Here is a 21,848-nt window from a genome sequence, read left to right as displayed (position 1 = left end):
GCTACCGTGCTGGGATGCAGGCCATCCGCACCCTCGTCCTCGGCGGCGCCCGCTCCGGTAAGTCCGCCTTCGCCGAGGACCTGCTCGCCGGGGCGTCCGCCGTGCGCTATCTGGCGACCGCGCTCGTCGACCCCGCCGACTCCGACTTCGCCGACCGGATAGCTCTGCACCGCGAGCGGCGCCCGGCGCACTGGTCCACCGTCGAGAACAGCGAGCCCGCAACCGTTCTCGCCACTCCCGCACCCGCCACCCTGCTCGACGACATCGGCACCTGGCTGACCGCGCGGCTGGACGCCCGCGCCGCCTGGGACGCGCCGCGCGGCACGGTCGTCCCGGACTGCGACGCGCTGGTCGCGGCCGTCGCGGCCTACCGGCAGCGGCTGGTGATCGTCTCGCCCGAGGTCGGCATGGGTGTCATCCCAGCGACACGCTCGGGCAGATTGTTCCGCGACGAGATCGGCACCCTCAACCAGCGGCTCGCCCGGGCATGCGACGAGGCGTTCCTGATCGTGGCGGGGCTGCCGGTCCGGCTGAAATGAGCCGGGCCGGTCTGTGCGCGGCGCCGTGATCCGGGCAAGATGAGCGTCGGACACCCGGCACCACTGTCGAAAGGCTTGCTAGTGACTCACGGATTCGCCCCGGTGACGGCCCCGGACGCGCAGGTGCGCGCGGCGGCCGAGCAGCGTCAGACGCAGCTCACCAAGCCGGCCGGGTCGCTGGGCCGGCTCGAGCTCCTCGGCAACTGGATCGCCGCCTGCCAGGGTGTGTGCCCGCCCAAGCAGTTCGAGCGGGCCCGGGTCGTGGTGTTCGCCGGTGACCACGGCGTGGCCGCGCACGGCGTCTCGGCGTATCCGAGCGAGGTCACCGGGCAGATGGTGGCCAATTTCCTGGCGGGCGGCGCGGCGGTGAACGCGCTGGCCGCGGTGGCGGGCGCGACCGTGCGGGTCGCCGACATCTCCGTCGCCGGCGACACCGATCCGTCGGTCGCCGGGCACAAGGTGCGCCGCGGCAGCGGCGCGATCGACCGCGAGGACGCCCTCACCACGGACGAGGTCACCGCCGCGCTGGCCGCGGGCCGCGCCATCGCCGACGAGGAGATCGACGGCGGCGCTGACCTGCTGATCGCCGGTGACATGGGCATCGGCAACACCACCCCGGCGACCGTACTGATCGCCACCCTCACCGGGACCGAGCCGGTCGCCGCCGTCGGCCGCGGCACCGGCGTGGACGACGCCGGCTGGATCCGCAAGGTCGCCGCCATCCGCGACGGCATGCGCCGCGCCCGCCCGGTCGCCTCGGATCCGGTCGACCTGCTGCGGGTCGCCGCGGGCGCCGACTTCGCCGCCATGACCGGTTTCCTGGCGCAGGCCGCGATCCGGCGCACCCCCGTGGTGCTCGACGGCGTCGTCGTCACCGCCGCCGCGCTGGTCGCCGAGGACCTCGCCGCGGGCGCCAAGGACTGGTGGATCCCCGGGCACCGCTCCACCGAACCGGCCCACACCCTGGCCCTGCGGCACCTGCGCCTGGAACCGCTCGTCGATCTGGACATGCGCCTCGGCGAGGGCTCGGGCGCCCTCACCGCCCTGCCCATCCTGCGCGCCGCCGTCGCCGCCCTCGCGGAGATGTCGACCTTCGCCGACGCGGGCGTGAGCACCGCCGACGAGCCCGGCACCGTCGACCTGGCGAAGTGACACTCTCCCCGATCGCCGCACCGACCCGAGCCGGCCACGACCACCCGACGCCGCGCACCGGATCTCCGGGCCGATGCCCGCGACCGTCGTTCGGGGCCGGGCGTGAACAGCGTGCGGTTGGCGGTCTCCTGGCTCACCGTGCTCCCGATCGCCGGACCGACCACAGTCGATCGCCGCGCGCCGGACTACCGGCCCGGCGATACCAGGTCGCTGGTGCACGTACGCGAAGCGTCACCGGTCCGATGCCCGCGGCCGCCGATCGGGGCCGGGCGTGAACAGCGTGCGGTTGGCGGTCTCCTGGCTCACCGTGCTCCCGATCGCCGGACCGACCACAGTCGATCGGCGTGCGGCCGGGTACGCGATCGCATTGGCTCCGGCGGTCGGCCTGCTGCTCGGGGGTCTGGCCGCGGGCGCGATGGCGCTGTCGACCGCGGCGGGACTCACCGCGCTGCTGGCGGGTCTGCTCGCCGTCGGCCTGCTGGCCTTGCTGACGCGCGGCATGCACCTGGACGGCCTCGCCGACACCGCCGACGGGCTGGGCAGCTACGGCCCGCCGGAGCGGGCGCGCGAGATCATGAAGTCCGGGGACGTCGGCCCGTTCGGGGTGGCCGCGCTGATCTTCGCCGTCGCGGTGCAGGCTGTCGCGTTCGCGGCGCTGGCCGAGGGCGATCGATGGTTCGCGATCGTGCTCGCCGTCGCGCTGGGCCGGGTGGCGGTCGTGCTCGCCTGCCGTCGCGGCATCGATGCCGCGCCTGGATCGGGTTTCGGCACGCTGGTGGCCGGTACCCAGCCGGTCGGGCCGATCCTGGGGTGGGCGCTCGCGGCGGTGACGGCGGCGGTCTTTGCGGTGCCGGGCAACCTCTGGCTGGGCCCGCTCGTCGTGCTGATCGTGCTCGCGCTGGCCGCGACGATCGTGCGGCACTGCGTGCGCCGCTTCGGCGGGCTCTCCGGCGATGTGCTCGGCGCCGCGGTGGAGATCACGGTTTCACTTGCGGCCGTTGGCTTCTCACTCGGCGCCTGATCCCACCCCGGGGAAGTGAAACCTGCACTGGTCACAATCTCGCGGCCGTCCCCGTTGTGTGGTCCCACAGACAGTCCGCTCATCGGTACTCGGGTGCTTCCCCAGCACACCGGTGGCAATACAGTGGAGGACATGTCATCCGAGCGCCTCTACTTCCGCCAGCTGCTGTCCGGCCGGGATTACGCCGTCGGCGATCCGATCGCGACGCAGATGCGCAATTTCGCGTATCTGATCGGCGACCGGGAGACCGGTGAGACCGTCGTGGTCGACCCCGCCTACCAGGCTTCCGACCTGGTCGATGTCGCCGCGGCCGACGGGATGACCGTCACCGGGGTGCTCGCCACCCACCACCATCCCGACCATGTCGGCGGCACCATGCTCGGCTTCACCCTCGGCGGCGTGCGCGAACTGCTGGAGAAGACCAGCGTCGCGGTGCATGTGAACAAGCACGAACTGGACTGGGTGGCCCAGACCACCGGGATCGCGCCCAGCGAGCTGACCGGCCACGACAACGGCGACACCGTCAAGGTCGGGGCGCTCGAGATCGAGCTCCTGCACACCCCCGGTCACACCCCGGGCAGCCAGTGCTTCCTGTTCGACGGCCGCCTCATCTCCGGCGACACCCTGTTCGTCGACGGCTGCGGCCGCACCGACTTCCCCGGCGGCGACTCCGACGAGATGTTCCGCAGCCTCCGGCACCTGGCCGCCCTCGACGGCAACCCGGTCGTCTACCCCGGCCACTGGTACTCCGAACAGCCCAGCGCCGAGCTCTCGTCGGTGCGCGACAACAACTACGTCCTGCGCCCGCAGACGCTGCAGCAGTGGCAGGCGCTGATGCCGGGCTGACAGACCAGCGGAGCGGGCCCCGGCCGGGACCCGCTCCGCATCTGTCCTCGCGGCGGCTACGCCTCGCGCATCCACCCGTGGGTGTCGGCGAAGGTGCCGCGCTGGATGCCGGTGAGCGTGTCGCGCAGGGCCATGGTGACCTCGCCGGGCTCACCGCCACCGATGCTGAACTCGCCCTCGGTCGAACGCACCCAGCCCACCGGGGTGATCACGGCGGCGGTACCGCACGCGAAAACCTCGCTGATCTCGCCGGATTCGGCGCCCTTGCGCCACTCCTCGACCGAAACCTTGCGCTCCTCGACCGGGTAGCCGGAGTCGGCGGCCAGAGTGAGCAGCGAGTCGCGGGTGATGCCGGGCAGCAGCGAACCGGACAGCTCCGGCGTCACCAGCCGGGCTTCGGAACCGGTGCCGTAGACGAAGAACAGGTTGTTGGTGCCCATCTCCTCGACGTAGCGGCGCTCGCAGGCGTCGAGCCAGACCACCTGGTCACAGCCCTTCTCGGTGGCCTGGGCCTGGGCCAGCAACGACGCCGCGTAGTTGCCCGCCACCTTGGCCTCACCGGTGCCGCCGGGCGCGGCGCGCACGTACTCGGTGGACAGCCACACCCGCACCGGCTTCACGCCACGCGGGAAGTACGCGCCGGCGGGCGAGGCCAGCAGCAGGTACTTGTAGGCCGCCGCGGGCTTCACGCCCAGGCCCGCCTCGGTGGAGAACATGAACGGCCGCAGGTACAGCGACTCCTCGCCGCCCGCCGCGGGCACCCAGTCGGCGTCCACCTCGAGCAGCTGACGCACGGACTCGACGAACAGCTCCTCGGGCAGCTCGGCCATCGCCATCCGGGCCGCCGACCGGCGGAACCGCGCGGCGTTGGCGTCGATGCGGAAGGTGGCGATGCTGCCGTCGGGCTGCCGGTAGGCCTTGAGTCCCTCGAAGATCGCCTGGCCGTAGTGGAACACCATGGTGGCCGGGTCCATCGAGAGCGGACCGTAGGGCTCGACGCGCGCGTTGCCCCACACGCCGTCGGCGTAGTCGATCGACACCATGTGGTCGGTGAAGAACCGCCCGAAACCGGGGGCCGCCAGTACCTCTTCCCGCTGCTGCGCCGACCGGGGCGCCGGATGCGGAATACGAGTGAACTGTGCAGCGACTGTCATGATGCGATCCTATCCATTTGCGCGGGACTACTTCGTTTTGGTGTCGACGAACGGCGGCTTGACCACCGCGCAGCGCAGCCTGCGCCCGCGCACGTCGACCTCCACCTCGTCGCCGGGTTCCAGCTTCGCGGTGGTGTCGAGCAGCGCCAGCGCGATGCCGGCCTTGAGCGAGGGCGAGAACGTGCCCGAGGTGGTCTCGCCCACCGGCTCGCCGTCGCGCAGCACGGTCTGGCCCTGGCGCAGCACGCCGCGATCGAGGGCCCGCAGGCCCATCAGGGTGCGGCGCGGACCGTCGGCCTTCTCCTGCTCCAGTGCCGCCTTGCCCCAGAACTCGGGCTTCTTCCAGCCGACCGCCCAGCCGGTGCGGGCCTGGTTGGGGGTGATGTCGAGGGACAGTTCGTGCCCGTGCAACGGGTAGCCCATCTCGGTGCGCAGGGTGTCGCGGGCGCCCAGGCCGGCCGGCTGGCCGCCCAGCGCGCGCACCTGCTCGGCCAGCGCGCGGAACACCGGTTCGGCGTCGGCCCAGCGCGGCAGCAGCTCGTAGCCGTGCTCGCCGGTGTAGCCGGTGCGGCAGACCCGCACCGGGTGACCGTTCCAGTCGGCGTCGGCGTAGGCCATGTACTCCATGTCGGTGGGCAGGCCGAGCGCGGACAGCACCTCGGTCGACTTCGGGCCCTGCACGGCGAACACCGCGTAGTCGCGATGCTGGTCGGTGACGGTGATGCCGGCGGGCGCGACCTTGCTCAGCTCGGCCACGACGGCCGCGGTGTTGGCGGCGTTGGGGACGAGGAAGATCTCGTCGTCGGTGACGTAGTAGGCGATCAGGTCGTCGATGACGCCGCCGTCGGGCGCGCAGCACAGCGTGTACTGGGCCTTGCCGGGACGGATCCGCGCCAGGTCGTTGGTGAGCGCGGAGTTCACGAACGCCGCCGCGCCGGGACCGGCGACGGTCGCCTTGCCGAGATGACTCACGTCGAAGAGCCCGACGGTGGTCCGCACCGCGGTGTGCTCGCCGACGGTGCCGGCGTACTGCACGGGCATCTCCCAGCCACCGAACGGCGCGAAGGTGGCACCGAGTTCGACGTGGACAGCGTGGATGGGGCCCTCGAGCAGCGCGTTGTCGGTCATGGGCGAGAGCTTATCGGGCCGCGCGCGTGCCGCGCGAACCTCCGATCCCGTCTCGGCCCCGAGAATTGGGGTCCCCCGCGCGCGCCGCGCCGGTGCCAGGATCTGGGGCCATGAACACACGTAAACCGGCCGTCGGCCTGCTCCTCGTCGCCGCGGCCATGATCGTCGGCGGCCCCGCCGCGCACGCCGACACCGGCAGCGACGCCCTCGGCCCCTCCGGCTCGGGCGGCCAGATCAACCTCGGCTGTCTGCTCCAGTCCCTGTCGGGCACCCCGCCCACCGCCGACTGCGATCCGCCCACCATCCCGGTGCAGTGACCCGGGGCCCGTCGGGCCGTGGACAGCGACGCCCGTGCGATCGAGGGGTGCGGGGCGCCGGTGTCCACGGCCAAAGCTGGTGACGGGCAACGGCTGTAGTGTCTGTGAGGTGAGTGAGTTGCCCGGCCGTCGATTCCGCAGGGTCAGCCGCGTGGACGGCGCCCTGAGTCGCGCGGTGTCCCGGATCCCCGAGTCGGCGGCCGATCGCGGCATGCTGGCACTGACGAAATCGGCCAATACGGGCGGGCTGTGGCTGGCCACCGCCGCCGCGCTGGCGGTGCGGCCGGGTCCGCCGCGCCGGGCCGCGCTGCGCGGGGTGATCGCGCTGGGCGGGTCGAGCTTCCTGGTGAACCTGGTGCTCAAGTCGCTCATCCCGCGTCGCCGTCCGCCCGCCGAGCTGATGCCGCACGGCCGCAGGCTCGTCGACAAGCCGGTGTCCTCGTCGTTCCCGTCCGGGCACAGCGCCAACGCCGCGGCCTTCGCCACCGCCGTCGCCCTGGAGAGCCCGCGCACCGCGCTGGCGGTCGCGCCGGTGGCCGCCGCGGTGGCCTATTCGCGGATCCACACCGGCGCGCACTGGGCCTCCGACGTCATGGTCGGCGCCGCCGTCGGCACCGGGGTCGCGCTGGCCACCCGGCGCTGGTGGCCGATCCGGGAATCCGACGAGGCCGAAGCGCACGTCGTGCGGGACGCGCCCGTCCTGGTCGACGGCAAAGGCCTGCTGCTGCTGATCAATCCACGCTCCGGCGACAGCGCCTACGACCCGACGCCCGACATCGCCGAGGCGCTGCCCGCGGCCACCCTGCTGCACACCGAGCCCGGCCGCGACGCCGCCGAACTGCTCGAGGCGGCGCTGGACCCGTCGATCGTCGCGGTGGGCGCCGCCGGTGGCGACGGCACCATCGCCGCGGCCGCCGCCGTCGCGCTGCGTCACAGCCTGCCGCTGGTCGTGGTCCCGGCGGGTACGCTCAACCACTTCGCCCGCGATCTGGGCGTCTACGACCTGCGCGAGGTCGTCGACGCGACCGGAGCGGGCGAGGCCGTCGAGGTCGACATCGCCGCGGTGGAGATCGCGAACCCCGACAGCCCGCGCACGCACTACCTGATCAACACCGCGAGCATCGGCGCCTACCCCGAGCTGGTCCGGCTGCGTGAGCAGTGGGAGGACCGGTGGGGCAAGTGGCCCGCCTTCGCCGCCGCGCTGATCGTCACCCTGCGCCGGGCCGAACCGATCCGCATCCGGCTCGACGACCGCTGGCACGACCTGTGGTTCCTGTTCATCGGCAACGGCCCGTACCACCCGCACGGCGCGGTCCCCGCGTTCCGCTCCCGGCTCGACGAGGGCCTGCTCGACGTGCGCTGGCTGCGCGCCGACGTGCGGTTCTCCCGCACCCGCGCCGTCATCGCGCTGATGCTGGCCGCGATCGGGCACAGCCGCGTCTACGGCGAGCGCCAGACCCACGAGCTGACGGTGGCGCTGCACACCCCGGCCGGGGTGGCCGCCGACGGTGAAGTCATCGGCACCGCACGGGATGTGCGCTTCGAGGTCGCGGGCCGGGTGGTGGCCTACCGCCGCGACGAGGACAACCCGCGCTGGGAGAACCGCGCCCGCCCGCATCACCGGCGGCCGCTGGCCTGGCTCACCGACCGGCGCCGCTGAGTTCCTCACGAACCCGTCTCACCTCGATCACCATCGGCCACAACGCCTTGCGCGCGCCCGGCCGCTGGGAATGATGGAGTGATGAGCTCGCCGGACGCCGCCCGTCCGATCACCGCCGCCGAAGCCGACCGCCGCTGGGATCCGTGGACCCCGAGCGTGGTGGCCGCCCGCCTCGAAACCTGCACCGCCCCCTGGGCGGTCGCGGGCGGCTGGGCGATCGATCTGTTCGCCGGTGGCATCTCCCGCGCCCACGACGACATCGAGATCTGTGTCCCCCGTGCGGCTTTCCCGGAGATCGCCGAGGCGTTCCCCGAATACGAATGGGATGTCGTCGGCGACGGCCACCTGCGCCCCTACGCCACCGCGGCGCACGACCCCGAGCTGCATCAGACCTGGTTGCGTGACCCGTTCACCGGCGCCTTCCACCTCGACGTGTTCCGCGAACCGCACGACGGCGACACCTGGATCTGCCGCCGCGACCCCACCATCACCCTCCCCTACCGCGAGCTCGTCCGCACCACCCCCACCGGCATCCCCTACGTCGTCCCGGAGGTGGTGCTGCTGTTCAAGGCCAAGGCCACCCGCCCCAAGGACGACGCCGACTTCCGCCGCGCCCTCCCCCTCCTGACCGAAACCCAGCGAACCCGCCTGTCCGAGTGGCTGTCCCGCGTCCACCCCGAGCACCCGTGGCTGAGCACCACCTCGGTCTGACTCACTCCGGTGGGCACCAGCCCTGGCGGTAGTCGGTCCAGTCCTGGGGTCTGGCGGCGAAATCGACGTAGAGCGCGATGCCGAAGGTGGGGCGGGTGGGGTCGGTGGCGGTGAGGCCGAGCCGGATGCCCCGGACGGCGGCGGCGACCGTCTCGGCCGCGCCGTGGTGGCCGGGGTCGTCGGCCCAGAAGGCCGGGGCGCCCATGAGCAGGTCGACCTCGCGCGGGGTGACCTCCATGGCCAGTTCGGTCTGCTGGGCCAGGTAGCCGCTGTAGAGGGCCTGGGTGGGCATGGCGGTGTCGTAGGACATCACCGCCACCTGGTCGACCCGGCGGGCGACCTCGGCGAAATACGCTTGGCTCCACCATTTCCCGTGATCGGCGACGGCCAGGCCCACCGAGTGCAGGCCGGGCAGCGGATCGATCACCGGCGCCGACACCGACAGCCGAACCCCGGCCGCCGCGGTGACCGTCCTGGTGGCGTCGAGCAGGGCCAGGAAGCCGGGCGAACCCGAGCGCACCGGTTCCAGGTCGTAGTGCACGCCGTCGAAGCCGTAGGCCAGGACCCGCCGTGCCGAGGCGACCACGCGTTCACGCGAGGCCACCGATTCCACGTCGAGGCCGTCGAATTCGGGCTGCACAACGTCGCCGAGCCAGGACTGCACCCGGATGCCGGGCAGCTTCGCGTGCACCGCGCCGACGAACCAGGCCGCCCGTGGCGCGAGCTCGTCGCGCAGGCTCCCGTCGTGTTCGAGCGGGCCGGTGTGCACGTAGAGATCCCGGATTCCGGTGCCCGCCAGCAGGATCGCCAGCTGGTCGACATCGGCGTCGGTCTTGCGGCCGTCGACCCAGGCGTGGCCGAGCCAGAACGCGTCCATACCCCTGGACCGCGCCTGCTCCGACTGCTCGCCGACGTTCTTGCCCAGCAGATAGGCCACCGCGACGACCACCGGCGTCGCCAGGACCACCAGCAACATCAGCGCGATCACCGCGCCACGCGTCCACCACGACCATCCGTGCCATTTCCCCCGCATGCGCGCTCCTCCCGCCCGAGCTCCCCACATTACCCGCAGGTACCGACCCGCAGATTTCCGGCAAACCGCCCAGCTGTGAAACGCTGTGCGCCGCTGTACAACTGAACGGAGCACCATGAAATACGCCGTCACCCTCGGGACCGCCGCCATCGCGGCACTCGGCTTCGCGATCGCGACACCGACCGTGGCCACCGCCGCACCGTCCGGCAACTGCCACCAGTCGTACTCCCCCTGCCTACCGATCGTCAGCGATGTCGACTGCGAGGGCGGCAGCGGCAACGGTCCGGTCTACACCGGGCGCGTCCAGGTGATCGGCCCGGACGAGTACGGGCTGGATCGCGACGGCGACGGCATCGGCTGCGAGTAGACACGAAAAAGGGGCGTGCGATGACTCTCATCGCACGCCCCTCGTGTGTCCGGGGTCAGCGGGGGATGTCGTCCGGACCCTCCCCCGGCTTGCCCAGGTCGGGACCCGATCCGGGACCGCCGGGGGTGCCGTGACCGGGTCCGGAGCCGGGCGTACCCGGGGTGCCGTAGTCGGGACCGGGAGCGCCGTAGCCGGGCTGTCCGCCCTGGCCGGGGCCACCGTAACCGGGCTGACCACCCTGACCGGGGCCACCGTAACCGGGCTGACCACCCTGACCAGGGCCACCGTAACCGGGCTGACCACCCTGACCAGGGCCACCGTAACCGGGCTGACCACCCTGTTCCGGGCCGCCATATCCGGGCTGACCACCCTGACCGGGGCCACCATAGCCCGGCTGACCACCCTGACCCGGAGCGCCGTAACCGGGAGCCCCGTACCCCGGCTGCTCACCGTATCCGGGCTGCGTGCCGTACCCCGGCTGCCCGTACCCGCCCGCGGGCCCGCCGTACTGCTGCGGGTATCCCGGATCGGCCACCGGCGCCGCGCCGGCGACCGGGCCGCCGGTCACCACGCGGTAGGCGTAGGTGGAGGCGATGATGGTGAGCGGCACCGTGACCAGCAGGCCCAGACCGCACAGCAGCGCGCCGACGATGTTGATACCGAACAGCGCCAGGGTCAGCAGCAGCAGCGGACCGGCATTGCCGGAGATGGCCGCGAAACTCGATTTGATGGCGGTGATCGCGTCCTGGTTCCGGTCGATCACGAACTGCATCGTCCACCAGGTGAAGAACGCGACGACCAGACCCGGCAGGATGCACAGCACGAAACCGATACCGGTCGCCAAGCCGACCAGAATGCCGGCCAGGATCACCGCGCCGACATTGGTGAACCGGAAGAAATCACCGAATCCCGGTTTGCGCCCGTCGGTTTCGTGCAGCGCGCCACGCACGAACGCGGCCGAGATCAGATAACCGATCACCGCGCTCACGACGGTGCCGATGAATTGCCAGATCCCGAATCCGATACTGATTCCGCCGTCGTAATCGGTATCGGTGTCGTTGCCCAGCCCGAACAGGAAGTTGATCGCCACCTGGATCACGAACGCGATGAGCACGATGGCGATCCACACCACCGCGTTGTTCTTGAATTTGTCCCACCCGTAACCGATGGCGTCGCCGACACCGAGTTTCGGCCCCGCCGGTGGATACCCGGGTTGCTGCTGTCCATACGTCATCCGAATCGCATCCCCTCACCTTGTGCGGCGGCCGAGGCCGCCGATTATGAGTCTTCCGATCCGGCGCCACGGTCACGCCGACACCGCCGATCATTTCACACCACCACCCCGACATGCGGTTTCCCGCCCGCGAGCGGGCATATCGGCGTCCCGCGCGGGGAAATGCCGGACGGCGGAACGAGAACCGCCCCGGTACGGGACCGGGGCGGTGGGGGAATTACTTCTCGGCGTTCTCGCGCCGGGGGAGTTTCCAGCCGGGGCGCGGGAAATGGCAGGTGTAGCCGTCGGGGTAGCGGATCAGGTAGTCCTGGTGTTCGGGCTCGGCGTCCCAGAACGTGCTCGCCGGGGTCACCTCGGTGACGACCTTGCCCGGCCACAGCCCCGACGCGTCGACGTCGGCGATGGTGTCGAGCGCGGTGCGGCGCTGGTCCTCGTCGAGGTAGAAGATGGCCGAGCGGTAGCTCGAGCCGATGTCGTTGCCCTGCCGGTCCCTGGTGGTGGGGTCGTGGATCTGGAACAGGAACTCGAGCAGCGCCCGGTAGTCGGTCTGCGCCGGGTCGTAGACGATCTCCACGGCCTCGGCGTGACCGGGGTGGTTGCGATAGGTGGGGTGGTCGTTGCTGCCGCCGGTGTAGCCGACCCTGGTGGCCAGCACCCCGGGCTGGCGCCGGATCAGATCCTGCATTCCCCAGAAGCAGCCACCGGCCAGAATCGCCGTACGGGTTTCGGTCACGCGTCCTCCTTCGTAGAGCTCCACGGTCGCACAGAACGGCCACAACCGCCTCTATGGAACTCCGATTCGGGCCCCGGAATTCCCCGCCAGTAAGCTCCCCGCGCGAGCGATACCTCATGAACGTCCGTGTGTGCCCCAGCGTCACCGAGGAAACAGGAGGAATTCGGCGAAATGCCACGTAGCGTCGTTGCCCGGTATTCGATGATCGGATTGGCCGCAGCAGCTCTGACGGTGGGGGCGGTGAGCGCCGCGAGCGCCCATCCCGGCGCCGACGACTCCGTCGGGCAGTCCACCACCTGCGGTACCGAGCACCTACGCGACGACCTGCTCCTACACGCTCCCGGTGCCGCCGCCACCGGTCAGATCGACGCGGTGCTGATCGAGTCGCGCACGCGCGGCCCGGTGGCGGGCGGGAAAGTCGTCCTGACCGGGGTCGACGCGTGCGGTGACACCATCCACCGGCACCTGTCCACCGGCGCCGACGGCCAGGTCAGCTTTCGCGGACTGCAGCCGGGCCGCTATCAGGTGACCGCCTATCCGGCCGAGACGACGGCGCGGCCGATATCGAGCGCCGATGTCGAATTGTCGACACCCTCCCGGAAAACCCTGCAATTCACGGTCGGCACGCATCACGAATAGCGGCCGTTCGGGCCGGGGCGAACAGCCCCGGCCCGAAACCCGGTGACACCCAGCACAACCGGAGCCACCGTGATACAACTCACCCCGAGAGTGAGAAGGGGTGGTTTCCGTATGGAACCGACAGCCGAACAGCGGGCAGCACTGGGATTGATCTGCGACACATTCCTGCCGGGTGACGGGCACGAACTACCCGCGGCCACCGAATTGGGCGCCGTCGACACGATCTTCCGGATTCTGGGCCGCAATCCGCGCGAGGCCGAGACCAAACAGCTCGCGACCCTGCTCGGCCTGTGGGATTCCCGTGCCTTCGGGCTGTTCACCGGCAGCGGTCCGCGCCGGTTCTCCACGCTGTCGCAGGAGCGGCGCGAGGCGGCGCTGCTGCGGCTGGCCGATTCCGGCCTCGCCCCGGCCAGGGCCGTGTTCCAGGCACTCAAGCAGGCCTCGCTGCTCGCCTACAACGTGACGCCGAGCCCCACCGGGACGAATCCGCTGTGGACCCGGATCGGCTATCCGGCGCCCACCGGCCCGGTGGCGAGCGCGCCCGCGCCCGCGCTGAGCCCGCAGCGGTTCACCACGTCGACCACCCTCGACTGCGATGTGGTGGTGGTCGGCTCCGGCGCCGGTGGTGGCGCCGCGGCGGCCGTGCTGGCCGAGGCCGGTCTCGACGTGGTGGTGCTCGAGCGCGGAAACTATTACGACGACCAGGATTTCGGCAAGGGTGAGCTCGACGCGCTGACCAGCCTCTACGCACCCGGCCCCGCCGCCTCGGCGGAGGGCCAGATCACCCTGGTGGCGGGCACCTGTCTCGGCGGCGGCACCGTCGTCAACTGGAGCACCTCGCTGCCCACCCCGGACAATGTCCGCAAGGAATGGGCGGAATCGGGTGTCCCGCAGTTCGCCGACGACGAATTCGGCGACGCCCTCGACGTGGTGCAGCGCCGCATCGGGGTCACGACGGGCAGATCGCCGCTCTCGGCCCGCGACGGCGTGCTCGAACGCGGTGCCAAGGCGCTGGGCTGGGAGGTCGACGCCCTGCCCCGCAATGTCGGCGACGCCTGCGACGCCGGGATCGAGTGCGGTCGCTGCGGCTACGGCTGCCGCCTCGGCGCCAAGCAGTCCACGACCAAGACCTGGCTGCACGACGCCGCCGGGCACGGCGCCCGGCTGGTGGTGGACGCCGACGTCCGCACCATCGCGGTCAAGGCCGGACGGGCCGAGTCGGTGTCGGCGGTGACCTCCGACGGGGTGGAGATCACCGTGCGGGCGCGCGCGGTGGTCGTGGCGGCGGGCGCCATCCAGACGCCCGCGCTGTTGCGGCGATCCGGCCTGCGCAACAAGAACATCGGCAAGCACCTGCGCCTGCATCCGGCGGCGGCGGTGTTCGGGGTCTTCGAGGAGGAGATCCGGCCGTGGGAGGGCGCGTTGCAGGCCCGGATCAGCAGGCACCACGCGGACCTCGACGGCAACGGCTACGGCGTCATCTACGAGACCGGCCCGATCCATCCGGGCCTGGCCACCGGCTTCATGAGCTGGCGCGGCGCGGCCGCGCACCGCGACACCATGCTCGACTTCGCGCGCACCAACTCCATCGGCGTGATCACCCGCGACCGTGATCCGGGCACCGTCTCGATCGACCGCGCCGGCGAGGCCGTGGTGAACTACCGGCTCTCCGACTACGACGCCGCGCATCTGCACACCGGCATCGTCGGCGCCGCCTCGGTGCTGGAAGCCGCTGGCGCGCAGCGGATCTACTCCGGTCATCAGGCGGGCATCTCGTTCGAACCGGGCGTGCGCGGTTCGCTCGCCGAGTTCGACGCCGCCTGCAAGAAGGCCGGATACGCGCCGGGCCGGTGCTCGATGGGCGCGCTGCACATCATGGGCTCGGCCCGGATGGGCGGCTCGGCGGAGCTGTCGGCGACCGACCCCGACGGCGCCACCTGGGAGGTCGCCAACATCGTCGTGGCCGACGGTTCCAGCTTCCCCACCGCACCCGGGGTGAACCCGATGGTGACCATCGAGGCGATCGGCTACATGAACGCCAAGCGCCTGGCGGCCACGCTCACCTAGGAGTCGACGCGGCGGATGCCGGCGAGGACGGCCCGCAGGACGTCCACGTCGGCCCGGCCCGCCGCGGTCTGCCGCGGCGGCCGGGCCACCAGCCTGCCCTCGTCGACCAGGTCGGCGATCAGCACCTTGGCCAAATTCAGCGGCAGCCGCAGGTGCGCCGAGACCTCGGCCACCGCCATCGGCGTGCGGCACAGCTCCACGATGGCGGCGTACTCCGGCTCGGTGCGCCGCAACCGGGTGCCGGCACCCGCGTCGACCAGCAGCGTGGTGAGGTCGAGTTCGTCGCGCTGGATCTTGCCGCGCCCGCGGGTCACCGCGTAGAGCCGCACGATCGGACCCGCGTCCTCCTCGTACCAGTGCTCGCGTTCGTCGCTCATGCGCGCGGGGCGACGGCCGGGCACTGACCGGAGATCGGCGAGGACAGGTCGGCGGCCTCGGCCAGCGCCGACGGGATGAGCACCACCGCGCGCACCCCGCCGTACACCGATTCCGACAGCCGCACCGAGATGCCGTGCCTGCCCGCCAGTGTCGCGACGACGAACAGCCCCAGCCGGGAGCTGCCCGACAGCGTGGCCACGCTGAACTGGGGCGGATCGGCCAGCAGGGCGTTGCGCGCGGCGATCTCCTGCTCCGGCATGCCCAGGCCCTGGTCGATGATCTCCACCGCGATCCCGCGTCCGACCACCACGCCGGACACGGTGACCTGCGCTTCCGGCGGGGAGAACGCGGTGGCGTTGTCCATCAGCTCGGCGAGCAGGTGGATCACGTCGGCCACCGCGTGACTCGCGATCCGCACCTCCGGCAGCTGCTTGGTCTGGATCCTGGTGTAGTCCATGCTCTCGGCGATGGCGCCGCGGACCAGTTCCAGCAGCGCCACCGGGTTGCGCCAGCGCCGGCCCGGCTGTTCGCCGCCGAGGATGATCAGGTTCTCGGCGTTGCGGCGGGCGCGGGTGGCGAGATGGTCGAGCTGGAAGAGCAGTTCGAGCTGGTCGGCGTTGGCTTCGTCGCGTTCGGCGCGGTCGAGCAGGGCCAGCTGCCGGTGCACCACCACCTGGCTGCGGTGGGCGATATTGAGGAACACCGTGTTGATGCCGGCCCGCGTCTGCGCCTCGGCGACGGCCGCGGAGACCGCGGCCAGGTGCGCGCGGTTGAACGCGTCCGCGACCTGGCCGAGTTCGTCGGAGCCGAAGTCGAGCCGGGAGGTCTCGGCGCTCGCCTCGACCTGCTCACCGGCGGCGAGCCTGCGCATGAGGTCGGGCATGCGTTCGTCGGCCAGTTCCAGGGTGTCGTGCCGCAGCCGCCGCATGCGGGCGATGAACCGGTTGGCCAGCACCAGCGCCACCAGGAAGGCGCCGACCGCGACGAGCGCCACCAGCGCGCCGCCGACGAGCGCGTCGCGGGTCTCGGTCTCGCCCTGGGCGCGGGCGAGGGCGTGGGCGTCGCCGCTCTGGTCGTGCCACAGCTTCTGCAGGGCGAGATTCACCTGGCGGCTCGCGTCCTGCCAGCCCGCCAGGCTCACCGGCAGCGAGTCGCCGTGGTCGCCGGTGACCGGCCCGCGATCGAGCAGCGCGTCCTGCATCGCGGTCACCTGCTGCCACCCGGGACCCGCGGTGATATCGCGGAGCTGGGCGAGCCGGGCGCCTTTGAGTACCGTGCCGGAATAGGCCACCTCGCTGCGGAATTCGCCGACCCGGCGGCCGAAGTCGAGCAGCTCGGCCGCGGTGATCCGGCCGGTGGTCAGCGCGACCGAACCGAGCGAGTCGGCCTGTGAGAGCGCTTCGGCGGCCCGCAGCTGCTCGGCGCCGTAGACCAGTTCGATGCCGATCTTGGCGCTCGGGGCCACTCGCGCCGCCAGCAGCGACGCGGCGACGATGGTGCCGACCACCTGGGAGAAGAAGGTGAACACCTCGCCCGGCGGAATGTGCAGGGTGTCCACACCGCCCCGCACGGCCGGGACCATCGCGAACAGCGCGTTGTAGCCCTCGATGTCCTCGGCGGAGCCGTCCGGATTGAGCTCGCGCGCGGCGTCACCCTTGGCCATCACCGCCGCGAGCGCCTCGTCGGTGCGCTGGCGCGCGGAGACCAGGGCAGGTGTCGACGGCGGGTCACCGGCCAGCCGCAGCAGCGACAACCGGCGTTCCTCCTGGAAGGCCGACACCATGAGAATCGCGGGCGCGGTGGTGCTGCCCGCCAATTCGGCCCATTCGGTCGATTCCCGCGCCGAATCCACCAGATACACCGCCGATCCGCCACCGGCGGCGAGCAGGATGACGCTGGAGATGAGAACGATCGACAATAGTCGGGTCCGCACGCTGACCCGGCCGCGAACACCGCGCTTCCCGGACATCGAACTGCCGAACACCGAGCTACGCCTGATCTTCACACCGAATCTTTCCACTCCCGAAGCCGCCCCGGCGCTTCGCTGCGTGCCCGGCACCGAAGAACAGACGATCCGGCACGCTTGTCGTTCGCGGAGAGATTAACCGACCCGTCGTTCCCGCGTGCGATTTGCACGAGGTCCGAAAAAGGGCTTCCACCAAGCAAACTCCCAGCGTCCCGGCGGTGCGCCGGAACTCAGTGCGCCATCGCCCGCACGCGGTGGTTCGACAGGTGACTCAGCACCGACTGATTGGCTTCCCAGCCGTCAGGGAATTTCACCGGCACACCGAGGTGGACCGGTTCGGCCGACGGGTGCGCGTCGAGCAATTCCGGAATGCCGGCGCGCCCCACGAGAATGCAGGCGTGGCGGTGCCGGGAGGCCAGCACGCACAGCCGGCCCGCCTCGAGATGGAAGGCGCTGGCGTCGCGGCGGCCCGAGAGCGGATGCAGCACGAGGGTGACGTCGTATTCGCGGCCCTGCAGGCGATTGGCGGTGTCGACGGTGACGGGTTCGGCGGCGGTGCCGCGCAGCGCGGTACGCACGGCGTCGGCCTGGTCGCGGTGCGCGGTGCCGACGGCGACCCGGTCGACGGTGATCGGGCGGCTGCCCGCTTCGGAATGCGCGATGGCGCCGCGTTCGATCAGCCGGGCGGCGATGTCGGCCAGGGCTCGCACGGCTTCCCGGTCGGTGCGCAGGGTGTGCCGGGCGGGCAGTTCGTACCAGCCCCAGCCGGTGCCCGCGGCTTCCTCGAGCACCGCGTCGATCGGGCCGCCGAGCCCCCGGGTGGTGAATTCCATTCGGCGGTCGCCGAATCCGGTGCCGGACTCGAATCCGGTGAAGGGATAGAAAGCTCGCGACACGACCGGCGCCGCGGTGGCGGGCAGGCGCCACGACACCGGCAGCCGGTGGATCGGGATGCCGGTGTTGTTGGCCAGCATCACGCTCACCGCGCTCATCGTCGGGTCCCAGGTGAGCCCGGCCCAGCGCGCGGTCTCCACGGTGGCGAACGGGTCGAGCTGCCCGGGATCACCCACGAACAGACCACGGTCGAACCGGTTCGCGATGCGCAGCAACATGTCCGAGCGCATCTGGTAGGCCTCGTCGATGATGGCGTGCGACCAGCTGCCGTCGGTGACGGTGGCCCATTTGGCCGCGGTCCCGATGACGATCGCGCGGTCGGCCAGGTCGGCGGGTTTCGTCGCGACCCGCACGTTGGCGTGCTGGTCGACCCGCTCGCTGGTCACGTAGGCGGCGCTGGACAGGCGCCCGATCCGCAGCGCGGGGTCGGCGCCGGCCAGCCGATCGATGAGGTCGTCGACCTGCTCGTTGGTCTGGGCCACGATCATCCGCTGGTCGTCGTCCTCGGCGAGCTGACGGGCGGCGCGCACGACCAGCGTGGACTTGCCCGCGCCGGGCGGTGAGTCGACCACGATGGCGCGGTGGCTCGCGTCGCGCAGGTCGGTGAGGATGCCGGCGACAGCCTCGTCCGGAGTGGTCACCGCGGGTCCTCCGTCTCGTCGGTCTCCGGCGTCCATTCCGGCGGCGGGCCGCCGTGGGTCCACGGCGTTTCCTCGCGCGCGGGCAGATTCAGCTGCCCGTTGAACGGCGTGGGCGAGAAGCGGGCGAAGCCCAGCTCGTCGTCGGTGCCGGGGACGCTGCCGGGTTCGGGAATCAGCTTGCGGCCCATGCCGCCCGAGAGTTCGAGCACCAGCGTGTCGCCCTCGATCTCGACCACCACCCCGCTCTGCTTGGGCCGTTCGACGCAGGTCAGCTCCTCACCGAGGACCGCGGTGAACGGGTCGGTGGTGCGGATGTGGATGTGCGGGCGCAGTTTCGGGCGCGCGCCCGAGCGGTCGACGCGATCGGGTTCGCTGTGCACGACGGTGCCGCGGAAGGCCGCGCCCACCACCCGGTGCTCGAGCATGCGCAGCGGATCGTCGAACGCGCACTGGGCCTGCAGCGCCTCCAGCGCCCGCTCGCGCTGCAACAGCCTGCGCACCGCGCGCACGGCCGGATCGCGGCGCGCCTGCGGCGTCCCCTCCGCGACCTCCTCGGCGAAGTAGGAGAACGCGCCGCGGTCGTCGGTCCACCGGCTCTCCACGCTGGCGCCCGGCGGCAGCGCGCGCAGCAACCCGAGCGCCTGCCACATCAGCTGCCAGGTGGGTTCGAGCTGGGCGCGCAACGACCGTTCCAGCCGTTCGGCGGCCACCGAGCGGCCGGTGTCGTCGGTGGCGGCGTTGTAGGCGGCGATCAGCGGCGCGAGTTCCTCGTTGTCGAAACCGGGATCGGTGGTGGGGCCCGCGGGCGGGGACAGCAGCGGGTCCTCGGCGAGGGCGGCGGCCTGCGCGCCGGTGAGCCCGGCGGGCGGGTCGATCCAGCCGAGCAGGGCCGCGAGATTGCCGTCCTCCAGCCCGGATTGACCCGAGGCCCAGTGCGCCGACAGCACCGAGGTCATCGCGGGCAGCACCGCCGACCCGGGATGTTCGGCGCGTTCGCCGAACCAGGTCAGCCAGCGGCCCAGCAGCGGGATGGCGGCGGGCACGGGGTTCTCGCCGTCGACGCGATGGAACCGCACCGAGCGGCCGAGCAGTTTCAGGAAGTTGACCCCGCCCTCGTTCGGCGTCCACAGCTGGGGCGCGTCCAGGCAGCGGGTGTAGGTCTCGCCGGACTTGCTGGTGAGTTCCTCGTTCTCGGTCAGGAACGAGGCCAGATAGGGCAGCACCACGTCGGCCAGCTGCTCGACGAAGCGCAGGCGCAGCACCCGGTCGCGCGGCTGCGGCACGATCAGCACGTTCTGGTCGCCGCGCGCGGTGCCGATCATGATCGCCAGTGGCGCCGCCGCCTCCCCGGCCAGCCGCAACGGCACCGCGACCAGCGGCCGATCGGCCAGATGCACGTGCCGCACCGCCGCGGTGGGTTGCGCGCGTCCCGCCCGGACCGCCTGGGCCTTGGCCAGCGCCGACAGCACGCTCATCCGGCGATCTCCAGCCGCAGGCGGTGCGCGGTGCGCAGCAGGGCGGTGATGTCGGCGTGCTCGGGGCCGGGTTCCAGGGTGCCGTCGGCCAGGCCGAGCACGGTGTCGATGGTGTCGATGCCGCCCATCTCGTCGCACACGCCACGGCCGAGCGCGTCCACCGAACCGCAGGTCCTGGCCTCGTCCCGGCAGACGAAGGCCAGCTCGCAGCTGGACATGCACTCCGGGGCGTAGCGGGCCTGGATCGCCGCGATGGTCTTCTCCAGCCCCTCCCCCGGCGCGAACGTGGCCTCTGGCGGCAGCTGCTCGAGCAGCTCGGGCACGGCGGTGAGCCTGGTCAGCTGCCGCGAGACCACGGCCAGCTGCTTGCGCAGGTCCACCAGGGTGGCGGTGGGCCGGTTGCTGAAGTCCTTGGCGCACACCAGGATCGTGTTGTGCGACACCAGCTCCGGTGACTCCCCGATCTCGGACATCAACTCGCGCAGGGCGATCACGTACACCGCCGACTGCCGGGCCGCGGCCGCCACCTGCGCGGGATCGGCCTGTCCGTCGATCACCGGGAACGCCTTGATCTCCACCACGTGGAACTTGCCGTCGAGCTGTACGGCCACCACGTCCGGTTCCAGATAGGCGGTGGCGCCCGCGATGTCGAGGCGCAGCATCGGATGGTCGAACAGGGTGCCGTCCCCGGCGTCGATGGTGGACTTCAGCAGCTGCTTGGTGCGCTGATAGCGCACCGCGTTGCCGGTGTTCTCGCCCACCGAGTTCAGGTCGTGATAAGCCACTTCGGGAATGGTGAGGCCGAGGGTGTCGCGCAGCAGGGCCAGCAGCTCGGCGCACCCGTTGGCCTTCACCATCGATTCGAAGGCGTTGCCACGGGTGATGGCGAACTGCGACTGACCGAACTGCGGTGGAAAGCCCAGTGATCGGGCGATCACGGTCTTGTCCACCGCGGCCGCGTCGAGCAGGGCGCGCCGGGCGCAGCCGGGATTGGCTGTGAGCGCGGCGATGGTGCGGGCATTGTGCCTGGTCGCGGGCGTTCCGCCGCGCAACTGGTCCAACTGTGCTGCGAGAGTGCTCATTTCACCTCGATTCGTCGCCGGTCGGCCACCCCGAGCCGCACCCCGAAGAGTTGCGCGGCCGGGTCGGCCAGCTGCTCGGCCGCCCGGCGCGCGGCCGAGCGCCGCTGCCGTGCGTCCGCGTCCTCGTGCACCGCCAGTTCGCGCCGGGCGGCCTCGATCACCGCCGCCGGGTCGAGCGCGTCGGGCGCGCCGGTCACGCCCGGGATCGACACGGCGAGCCGCCACAGTACGCGCCTGCCCGCCGGTTGCGCGGCAGGCTGGGCCGAAAGATGTTCGGCCAGACGGATGGCCGAGGTCAGCAGGTCCACCCGCGGGCTCAGCGGGCCGACCATCCGCTGGTGCAGCGGCCAGGAACTCACCGCCATCACCCCGCGCGCCGGCGCGAGCAGGTCGGTGGTGAGCGCGGCGCACAGGTAGTAGGGACGCGCGTAGGGCGCGGACCGGAAGGAGCGTTCCTCGTCGCGGCGCAGGCTGGTCAGCCGGGCGGCGACCAGTTCGCCGGAGAAGAACGCCTCGTGCACGGTGAGGACCAGCTTCGGCGACGACGGCACCGACAGCAGCGTCAGCGCCCGGTGCACGTGTTCGCGCACGGGCACCGCGGGCGGCTCGACGCGCTCGGGCTCGTCCGGAATCGCGCCGAGTACCACCGCGTCCCAGGCGATCTCGGCCTTGCGCAGGTCGGCCCGCAGTTGCCGGGCGGTGGCCCGGTCACCGGACGCGGCGGCGCGGCGCACCTCGGCCCGCAGCTCGGCGATGCGCGCCTCCAGCTCCTCGGCCGAGTCCGTCACGAGCGTGAGCGTATTCAGCGGTT

Annotated in this window: 21 protein-coding genes; 10 read left to right on the top strand and 11 right to left on the bottom strand. The window is 71.7% G+C overall.

All coding sequences use genetic code 11. The features are described from left to right. Positions 1-14: 14 nt before the first annotated feature. The 4 genes from EL493_RS33060 (at position 15) to EL493_RS13580 (ending at position 3,558) form a co-directional block, all read left to right on the top strand. Positions 15-539 carry a bifunctional adenosylcobinamide kinase/adenosylcobinamide-phosphate guanylyltransferase gene (locus EL493_RS33060; RefSeq protein ID WP_019046161.1) on the top strand — a complete coding sequence of 175 codons (525 nt, stop codon included), beginning with the start codon at positions 15-17 and terminating at the stop codon, positions 537-539. A 39-nt stretch (positions 540-578) separates the two neighbouring features. Then, complete coding sequence (gene cobT, locus EL493_RS13590; protein ID WP_051719614.1) at positions 579-1,691, top strand: nicotinate-nucleotide--dimethylbenzimidazole phosphoribosyltransferase; 1,113 nt, start codon at positions 579-581, stop codon at positions 1,689-1,691. Positions 1,692-1,962: 271 nt separating this feature from the next. Then, entirely contained in the window at positions 1,963-2,712 is a 750-nt protein-coding gene (locus EL493_RS13585; RefSeq protein WP_019046159.1) for an adenosylcobinamide-GDP ribazoletransferase, read from the top strand. 132 nt (positions 2,713-2,844) lie between these two features. Continuing rightward, positions 2,845-3,558 (top strand): MBL fold metallo-hydrolase, encoded by a 714-nt coding sequence (locus EL493_RS13580; RefSeq protein ID WP_030204014.1) that lies wholly within the window; start codon positions 2,845-2,847, stop codon positions 3,556-3,558. A 56-nt stretch (positions 3,559-3,614) separates the two neighbouring features. On the opposite strand, the gene EL493_RS13575 is transcribed toward EL493_RS13580, so the two are convergent. Then, positions 3,615-4,712 (bottom strand): branched-chain amino acid aminotransferase, encoded by a 1,098-nt coding sequence (locus tag EL493_RS13575; RefSeq protein ID WP_019046157.1) that lies wholly within the window; start codon positions 4,710-4,712, stop codon positions 3,615-3,617. 27 nt (positions 4,713-4,739) lie between these two features. Continuing rightward, the gene (gene gcvT / locus EL493_RS13570) at positions 4,740-5,840 is read right to left on the bottom strand and encodes a glycine cleavage system aminomethyltransferase GcvT (protein ID WP_019046156.1); all 1,101 of its coding nucleotides are present in this window, start codon (positions 5,838-5,840) and stop codon (positions 4,740-4,742) included. A gap of 110 nt (positions 5,841-5,950) precedes the next feature. Here gcvT and EL493_RS13565 point away from each other — a divergent pair, with 110 nt between their 5' ends. The 3 genes from EL493_RS13565 to EL493_RS13555 all read left to right on the top strand — a co-directional run bounded on the left by EL493_RS13565 (position 5,951) and on the right by EL493_RS13555 (position 8,528). Beyond that, positions 5,951-6,157 (top strand): hypothetical protein, encoded by a 207-nt coding sequence (locus EL493_RS13565; RefSeq protein ID WP_019046155.1) that lies wholly within the window; start codon positions 5,951-5,953, stop codon positions 6,155-6,157. 109 nt (positions 6,158-6,266) lie between these two features. Continuing rightward, positions 6,267-7,817 carry a bifunctional phosphatase PAP2/diacylglycerol kinase family protein gene (locus EL493_RS13560; protein WP_051719613.1) on the top strand — a complete coding sequence of 517 codons (1,551 nt, stop codon included), beginning with the start codon at positions 6,267-6,269 and terminating at the stop codon, positions 7,815-7,817. An 81-nt stretch (positions 7,818-7,898) separates the two neighbouring features. After that, a complete protein-coding gene (locus EL493_RS13555) occupies positions 7,899-8,528 on the top strand; it encodes a nucleotidyltransferase domain-containing protein (protein ID WP_019046153.1) in 630 nt (209 codons plus the stop codon). A 1-nt stretch (position 8,529) separates the two neighbouring features. On the opposite strand, the gene EL493_RS13550 is transcribed toward EL493_RS13555, so the two are convergent. Continuing rightward, positions 8,530-9,561, bottom strand: a complete 1,032-nt coding sequence (locus tag EL493_RS13550; protein WP_022566022.1) for a glycoside hydrolase family 18 protein — start codon at positions 9,559-9,561, stop codon at positions 8,530-8,532. A 115-nt stretch (positions 9,562-9,676) separates the two neighbouring features. Here EL493_RS13550 and EL493_RS13545 point away from each other — a divergent pair, with 115 nt between their 5' ends. Further along, a complete protein-coding gene (locus EL493_RS13545) occupies positions 9,677-9,928 on the top strand; it encodes an excalibur calcium-binding domain-containing protein (RefSeq protein WP_019046151.1) in 252 nt (83 codons plus the stop codon). Positions 9,929-9,983: 55 nt separating this feature from the next. Here the strand turns inward: EL493_RS13545 and EL493_RS33740 are convergent, their stop codons facing one another. Both EL493_RS33740 and msrA read right to left on the bottom strand, forming a co-directional pair. Next, a complete protein-coding gene (locus tag EL493_RS33740) occupies positions 9,984-11,162 on the bottom strand; it encodes a hypothetical protein (protein WP_019046150.1) in 1,179 nt (392 codons plus the stop codon). A gap of 217 nt (positions 11,163-11,379) precedes the next feature. Continuing rightward, on the bottom strand, positions 11,380-11,895 hold the full coding sequence (gene msrA / locus EL493_RS13530; RefSeq protein WP_030204002.1) for a peptide-methionine (S)-S-oxide reductase MsrA: 516 nt from the start codon (positions 11,893-11,895) through the stop codon (positions 11,380-11,382). A gap of 240 nt (positions 11,896-12,135) precedes the next feature. On the opposite strand from msrA, the gene EL493_RS13525 reads away from it, so the two are divergent. Continuing rightward, positions 12,136-12,534, top strand: coding sequence for a prealbumin-like fold domain-containing protein (locus tag EL493_RS13525; protein WP_126405699.1), 399 nt, complete (start codon positions 12,136-12,138; stop codon positions 12,532-12,534). A 111-nt stretch (positions 12,535-12,645) separates the two neighbouring features. Next, positions 12,646-14,601, top strand: a complete 1,956-nt coding sequence (locus EL493_RS13520; protein WP_022566024.1) for a GMC family oxidoreductase — start codon at positions 12,646-12,648, stop codon at positions 14,599-14,601. On the opposite strand, the gene EL493_RS13515 is transcribed toward EL493_RS13520, so the two are convergent. From EL493_RS13515 to EL493_RS13490, 6 genes are all read right to left on the bottom strand, one after another. Beyond that, a complete protein-coding gene (locus EL493_RS13515) occupies positions 14,598-14,978 on the bottom strand; it encodes a DUF742 domain-containing protein (RefSeq protein WP_022566025.1) in 381 nt (126 codons plus the stop codon). The genes EL493_RS13520 and EL493_RS13515 overlap by 4 nt on opposite strands. After that, positions 14,975-16,897: a sensor histidine kinase gene (locus EL493_RS13510; RefSeq protein WP_198041168.1), complete on the bottom strand. Its 1,923-nt coding sequence runs from the start codon at positions 16,895-16,897 to the stop codon at positions 14,975-14,977. The genes EL493_RS13515 and EL493_RS13510 overlap by 4 nt, the downstream gene beginning before the upstream one ends. A 278-nt stretch (positions 16,898-17,175) precedes the next feature. After that, complete coding sequence (locus EL493_RS13505) at positions 17,176-18,480, bottom strand: AAA domain-containing protein (RefSeq protein WP_019046144.1); 1,305 nt, start codon at positions 18,478-18,480, stop codon at positions 17,176-17,178. After that, positions 18,477-19,955, bottom strand: coding sequence for a hypothetical protein (locus EL493_RS13500; RefSeq protein ID WP_019046143.1), 1,479 nt, complete (start codon positions 19,953-19,955; stop codon positions 18,477-18,479). Before EL493_RS13500 ends, EL493_RS13505 begins: the two co-directional genes overlap by 4 nt. Continuing rightward, positions 19,952-21,037, bottom strand: a complete 1,086-nt coding sequence (locus EL493_RS13495; protein ID WP_022566027.1) for a hypothetical protein — start codon at positions 21,035-21,037, stop codon at positions 19,952-19,954. Before EL493_RS13495 ends, EL493_RS13500 begins: the two co-directional genes overlap by 4 nt. After that, positions 21,034-21,825 (bottom strand): hypothetical protein, encoded by a 792-nt coding sequence (locus tag EL493_RS13490; protein WP_036836695.1) that lies wholly within the window; start codon positions 21,823-21,825, stop codon positions 21,034-21,036. Before EL493_RS13490 ends, EL493_RS13495 begins: the two co-directional genes overlap by 4 nt. Between the last annotated feature and the right edge of the window lie 23 nt (positions 21,826-21,848).

It is taken from the genome of Nocardia asteroides, from assembly GCF_900637185.1.
Lineage (GTDB): Bacteria > Actinomycetota > Actinomycetes > Mycobacteriales > Mycobacteriaceae > Nocardia > Nocardia asteroides.
The sequence above is the reverse complement of the archived record's forward strand: the minus strand, read 5'-3'. Positions and strand labels throughout refer to the sequence as shown.